Origin of the sequence: Shewanella cutis (genome assembly GCF_022410515.1) — a bacterium.
GTDB classification, from domain to species: domain Bacteria; phylum Pseudomonadota; class Gammaproteobacteria; order Enterobacterales; family Shewanellaceae; genus Shewanella; species Shewanella cutis.
Window position 1 is genome coordinate 21,267 of the sequence record NZ_JACSDI010000028.1, and the last position, 6,179, is coordinate 27,445.

A 6,179-nucleotide genomic window follows, 5' to 3' on the forward strand; every position below is an offset into this window, starting at 1 on the left:
TTTGTACCCTAGTGCGCCTGATTGCTGATACTCAGCGACCAGTGCTAGGTTTTCAGTGATAGCCGCTACAAAAGTAGTGGAGGATAAAAATGCCATTAAGTGAAGCAGCAGTAAAAGTACAGGCCGCCCTGCAAGAGCGCGGACTTGAAACCCCCATGCTCCCCAGTGTGTTTACTCCTGAAGAGCGTAAGGACAAGATTGAACACCATATGAAGGAAATCCTGACGCTTATGTCACTGGATCTTTCTGACGACAGTCTTGCCGATACCCCACGCCGCATCGCCAAAATGTATGTCGACGAAATCTTCTCCGGCTTAGACTATGAAAACTTCCCGAAGATCACTGTCATTGATAACAAAATGGGCTTTGATGAAATGGTGCGAGTGCAGGATATTAGCCTGACCAGTACCTGTGAGCATCACCTTGTCACTATTGATGGCACAGCAACCATTGCGTATCTTCCACGTAAAAAAATTATTGGTTTATCAAAGATTAACCGCATTGTACGTTTCTTTGCCCAACGTCCTCAGGTACAAGAGCGTTTGACTCAGCAAGTGTTAGTCGCGCTGCAGACCTTGCTCGAAACTAAAGATGTTGCGGTTAAAATGGATGCGGTGCATTACTGCGTAAAATCTCGCGGCGTGATGGACTCCACTAGCTCCACCACCACTACGGCCTTAGGTGGCATTTTTAAATCCAACCCCGCGACCCGCGCCGAGTTTTTACACCAGTCGAAGTAAGACCTTACTTTGTGTGAGATATAAAAAACGCTGCCATTCTTATTGAATTGCAGCGTTTCTGTTTTAACGGTTTATAACACGCTTAAGCCTTATTAGGCCTCGATGCCATACTGCTCACGGTACTGGCTCACCGCCGCCAACTGCGCTTCCATTCCAGGTTTTTCAGACAGATAGCTGATCAAATCGGCCAGTTTGATAATCGCCACAATACCGCAGCCAAAATCCCGCTCAACCTCTTGAATCGCCGACAATTCGCCCTTGCCCTTTTCTTGTCTATCCAGCGCAATTAATACGCCAGCGAGCTGCGCTTGATGGGCTTCAATGATTTCCATCGACTCACGGATCGCCGTACCCGCAGTGATCACATCATCCACCAGCATCACCCGACCTTTAAGCTCGCTACCGACTAAGCTACCACCCTCACCGTGATCTTTTTTCTCTTTACGGTTAAAGCAGTAAGGAATATCGATATTGTGATGTTCGCAGAGTGCCACTGCGGTAGTCGTCGCAATGGGGATACCTTTATAGGCAGGGCCAAATAACAGATCGTAATCAATACCTGAATCCACTAAAGCTGCCGCGTAAAAACGCCCTAAACGCGCTAAATCACGGCCGGTATTGAATAGGCCTGCATTAAAGAAGTAAGGACTGATACGGCCCGATTTAAGGGTAAACTCGCCGAATCGCAACACCTGACGCTCAAGAGCAAATTCAATAAACTCACGTTGATAGGCTTTCACAATCTCTCCTTACGACTTTGTATGTAAATAGTTTTTATTAGGAAATTTTATTTGTATAACATTTAATTCGGTACAGAGTTAGTTCACACTAAGGCGTGTTGCTATACACAAAAAGCGACAGCTAATAAAAAGCCCCGCACTTTATCAATGACGGGGCTTTTTATCAGTACACATTAGTTTAAAGCGGCTTTCTGTACATCGACGATTTCGCGAATACTGTTCTTCGCCAAACCGAGTAGCTCAATCAACTCTTCGTGAGTAAACGGCTCACCTTCGGCAGTGCCTTGGATCTCAATGATCTTACCGGTTTCTGTCATTACCACGTTCATATCGGTTTCGGCAGCGCTGTCTTCCACATACTCTAAATCACTTATCGCTTCACCGTTGTAGATACCCACGCTGACCGCAGCGATTAAGAACTTAAGCGGGTTAGATTTAATAATGCCTTTACCACGAGCCCAGTTAAGCGCATCCACTAGGGCAACACAAGCACCAGTGATTGACGCAGTACGAGTACCGCCATCGGCTTGGATCACATCACAATCGATGACAATGGTGTTTTCACCCAACGCTTTCATATCGACACAGGCGCGCAGCGCACGACCGATAAGACGTTGAATTTCTTGCGTGCGGCCAGATTGTTTACCACGCGCGGCTTCACGATCCATACGGCTATGGGTCGAACGAGGCAACATGCCGTATTCCGCCATCACCCAGCCTTGACCCTGACCTTTAAGGAAACGCGGCACACCTTCAGTAAAACTGGCGGTACAAAGCACTTTCGTTTCGCCAAATTCCACTAACACAGAACCTTCGGCATGGGCCGTAAATTGGCGAGTGATAGTGATGGGACGTGTTTGTGCTGGCGTTCTGTTACTTGGACGCATGCGAGATTCCTGTATTCTGAGTCATTGACCGATTTTGGCTGCATATTATAGGGTTTTGTGCCTGAGGATGCCATGCTTAGGGTGATTCTCTGGCAAACTCGTCACACAAACATCTAATCCCGCTCGCTATTGGTGGTATGCCTTTAATCCTACAGCCATTGACTCTATAATCGCCTCTCATTATGACGATAAAACCATTAGGACAACCCATGATCCAAAGCATGACAGCCTACGCTCGTATTGAGCACAAAGCACAATGGGGCACTGCCTCTTGGGAAATTCGCTCAGTCAATCAACGCTATCTCGAAACTTACCTACGCTTACCCGAACAATTTCGCAGTTTTGAGCCAGTGCTGCGCGACCGCCTACGTAAACGCTTAAGCCGCGGTAAAGTTGAAGTCAACTTACGCTATGAGTTAGCCGACAATAGCAATAACGAACTTAAATTAAATCAAGGATTAGCTAAACAGCTGCTCGACGCGGCCAGTTGGCTAAAGCAAGAAGCCGGACAAGGCGAAGTCAACCTCACCGATATTTTGCGCTGGCCAGGTGTACTCTCGAGTGCTGAGCAAGATATGGACGCGATTGGCGCCGATTTAATGACTGCATTCGACTTAGCTATCGACCAATTTATCGAAGCCCGCGGCCGCGAGGGCACAGCCATCAAAGACATGCTGCTAAGCCGTTTAGATGGCGTCAGCGAGCAAATCGCCATCGTGCGTGAGCATATGCCTAAAGTGATGGAATATCAGCGTGATAAACTAACAAACCGTCTCGCTGAAATTAAGGGTGAACTCGATCCTGCCCGCATCGAGCAAGAAATGATTCTTTTAGCCCAAAAACAAGATGTCGCCGAAGAAATGGACAGACTCGAAGCCCATGTTAACGAAGCCCGCCGCATCCTCAAAAAAGGCGGCAACGAAGGTCGCCGTTTAGACTTTATGATGCAAGAGTTTAACCGCGAATCGAACACCCTAGCCTCTAAATCCATCAGCACAGAAATCACCGCCGCAGCAGTCGAACTTAAAGTTTTAATCGAGCAAATGCGCGAGCAGATCCAGAACGTCGAATAGTTTTCCCTCCCGTCAAAAAATGTCTTAAAAGCCCTGTTATTTGCATGTAAATACAGGGCTTTTTTCTTTTTCCGTCCAAATCGGTTTACAGATGTCGGTTATCAGTTGTTGTTTAAATGGTGGCAGGGTTGATGAGTATCTAGGTGCGTTGACTCAAGGCATCCCCATGCCACCCCAAATGCCCAAGGGGGGAAGTGTCAAAAGCCATTGCACAATGGCAACGCCTTGCTTAACGAGCTGGCATTCGCAAAGAAGAAAGCTATTGAGGGGTTGTTTTATACTAGACTAGAACGCCACAACACTTTCATGCGCATAGAAGTGTGAAATGCAATATTGAGTACTCGTCCACGCGTTTTACTGAACGGGGAAATGCAGCGGTCAGTGGTCTACGCTAAGTTACTTTAAAGGTAACAATCTGTAGACCTAAAGGTGGCATACAACCTTCCACCCAATCAGCCAATCACCGCTGAACAATATTTTTTGCCAACAACGATTGACCTGTCTATAACCTCATAGTTTATCGTCAATAGTGTTCTGGTCTGTTTAAACCAGCCACCCCAATGTAAAAATCAACGGAAAGGACGGTTATCTGTGTATCGCATTTCTGAGTTAGCTGAAAAAGTCGGGCTATCACGTTCAACCTTGCTCTACTACGAGAAGCAAGGCTTATTACGTGGCTCTCGCCAAACCAACGGCTATCGACTTTATTCCGATAAAGATGTTCAGCAGTTGCACTTGTTGCAACAACTGCAAGCGGGCGGCTTAACACTAAAAGAATGCAAATCCTTTTTAGACAGCAAGATGCAGCGCGCAGTACTTGAAAAGCGCTTGCAGCAGTTGGACGAAGACATCGCTCAAAAGCAGCAAGCTCGCGAGTTACTCGTCGCCCTGCTGGGTGAAGGTTCGCTGCGTCTTTGGCATCAACAGACCGATAAATTAGCGCCAGACGCCCATCTGGATTGGTTAAAACAGCAAGGTTTTAATGAACAACAAGCCCTGCATTTGAAATGGTTATCAAAAGATATGAACGAACACGATCAATACATGGCCGATTTTATGACGGTATTCCAACGCTTAGAACGCTGGGGGCCGAGTTCTGATGCCGATACACTAAAAGCATTGTCCACACTGCCAACAATACCCACCAAGATCATTGATATTGGCTGCGGCAAAGGCTTTTCAACCTGTTTATTGGCACAACACACCCAAGCACAAATCGTGGCAGTAGATAACGAGCAAAGTGCGCTGGATGAACTCGGTGAACGCCTCACTGAGCTAGAGTTAAATACCCGCGTAACCTTAAGCTGTGTCAGCATGACGGATCTGCCTTTTACGTCTGAAAGCTTTGATTGCATCTGGTCAGAAGGCTCAGCTTACATAATGGGTGTTGAACAAGCGTTAACCCAGTGGCGTAAACTACTGATTAATCTTGGCTATATGGTCGTCAGTGATTTGGTATGGTTAACCGATAACCCAAGCCAAGAGGCGGTCGCATTCTGGGAAGGTGAATACCCAGATATGCAAACCATCGAAAAACGCTTAAGCCAAATGCGCCAAGCAGGCTTTGATGTGGTTGATCATTTCACTCTGAGTGAACAAGCATGGCATGATTACTATCAACCACTCAAAGCACGAGTTGCTGATGTTAAAGCCTGCATGCCAACGTCAACCGCCATTGCGGATATTGAGCAAGAAATTGCGATTTATGAGCACTACTTAGGCGAGTTTGGCTACCACATGTTTGTGCTACGCAAAGGGGCATAACCGAACGCCCTATTAAAGTAGATCTCTGATCCGGTTTAACAGCGCTTTACGGCTATTATTAGTCACAACAAAGCGCTTAAAGCGTTGTTCAAACGCCGTTTCATCCGCTTTAAACAGATAGGCCTCAAACAGCTGAAGCAAATAGCGTGCTGCCTCATCGTAACCACTGGCGCAGGTGCGATTCGCGTGCTCTTGTGCTTGCTGCCAATAGTGCTCGCGCTGATTGTAGATATCCGTCAACGCTTTTTCTTTTTCTGCTTTTTCGATGGCTAATTTTTTTGCAAGTGCTGCGGCTTGCTCTTGCTGTAATTGGCTTTGCGCTTGCTCTATGAAAGGGGAAATCACGTCAGGGGTTAACCAATATTGATAGATTTCGTCTATGTTGGCCGATTCTTTTCGCGTCAGTGCTAAGGCTTGGTGACGAGTTAACTGGCCTTGCTCAAACAGCGTGCTCAATAACGTGTCTTTCTCCGCATCCGTGAGATTATGCAGCCACGTATCAAACTGAAATTGGGCTTGTTTGGCTTGGTGACTGGGTTGTTCGTTCAGCACCATCGCAAGAGCCTTAATCCATGCTAAGGGAATATCATACAGCGCCGCAAACGTCTGCGCATCTTCACTGAGGTGTTCAAAATCGTATTGAATTAACGGTATTTCCTCAAGCTCGTCATTACAATCAAACGCTTTGAGCCACATAAAGTACACAAGACGCCATTCCCTTGGATTAACTCGCTACGTAACCCAGCTAAATGCTGGAAAAAGTCGTCAGCCTGTTCATCGTCAAAATACTCGCCATACTCTTCGATGGAAAAAATCAGCAGTTGCCACTCATCGCTTTGATGTACATGAAGCCCATCGCTTGAAAAGCCAAGCAACGCTTCAGGGATCGTTCCGGCAGGTAACTTGATGTATACATCGATTGAGCCCCAATCGGCATAGTAAAACCCGATATCGAAGTATTTTAACATCAGCGTA

The 6,179-nt window shown here is 46.7% G+C and carries 5 protein-coding genes and 1 pseudogene; 3 read left to right on the forward strand and 3 right to left on the reverse strand.

Going from position 1 to position 6,179, the window contains the following annotated elements; all coding sequences use genetic code 11:
* Positions 1-89 precede the first annotated feature (89 nt).
* On the forward strand, positions 90-740 hold the full coding sequence (gene folE, locus H9J30_RS20535) for a GTP cyclohydrolase I FolE (protein WP_240132682.1): 651 nt from the start codon (positions 90-92) through the stop codon (positions 738-740).
* A gap of 92 nt (positions 741-832) precedes the next feature.
* On the opposite strand, the gene pyrE is transcribed toward folE, so the two are convergent.
* Both pyrE and rph read right to left on the reverse strand, forming a co-directional pair.
* A complete protein-coding gene (gene pyrE, locus H9J30_RS20540; RefSeq protein WP_240132683.1) occupies positions 833-1,480 on the reverse strand; it encodes an orotate phosphoribosyltransferase in 648 nt (215 codons plus the stop codon).
* A 173-nt stretch (positions 1,481-1,653) separates the two neighbouring features.
* Complete coding sequence (rph, locus tag H9J30_RS20545; RefSeq protein ID WP_240132684.1) at positions 1,654-2,367, reverse strand: ribonuclease PH; 714 nt, start codon at positions 2,365-2,367, stop codon at positions 1,654-1,656.
* A gap of 209 nt (positions 2,368-2,576) precedes the next feature.
* On the opposite strand from rph, the gene H9J30_RS20550 reads away from it, so the two are divergent.
* Positions 2,577-3,440 carry a YicC/YloC family endoribonuclease gene (locus H9J30_RS20550; RefSeq protein ID WP_240132685.1) on the forward strand — a complete coding sequence of 288 codons (864 nt, stop codon included), beginning with the start codon at positions 2,577-2,579 and terminating at the stop codon, positions 3,438-3,440.
* Between the two features lie 591 nt (positions 3,441-4,031).
* Positions 4,032-5,204 (forward strand): MerR family transcriptional regulator, encoded by a 1,173-nt coding sequence (locus H9J30_RS20555; protein ID WP_240132686.1) that lies wholly within the window; start codon positions 4,032-4,034, stop codon positions 5,202-5,204.
* 12 nt (positions 5,205-5,216) lie between these two features.
* Here H9J30_RS20555 and H9J30_RS20560 read toward each other — a convergent pair.
* Positions 5,217-6,179, reverse strand: a pseudogene (locus H9J30_RS20560) (hypothetical protein); the annotation flags it as partial.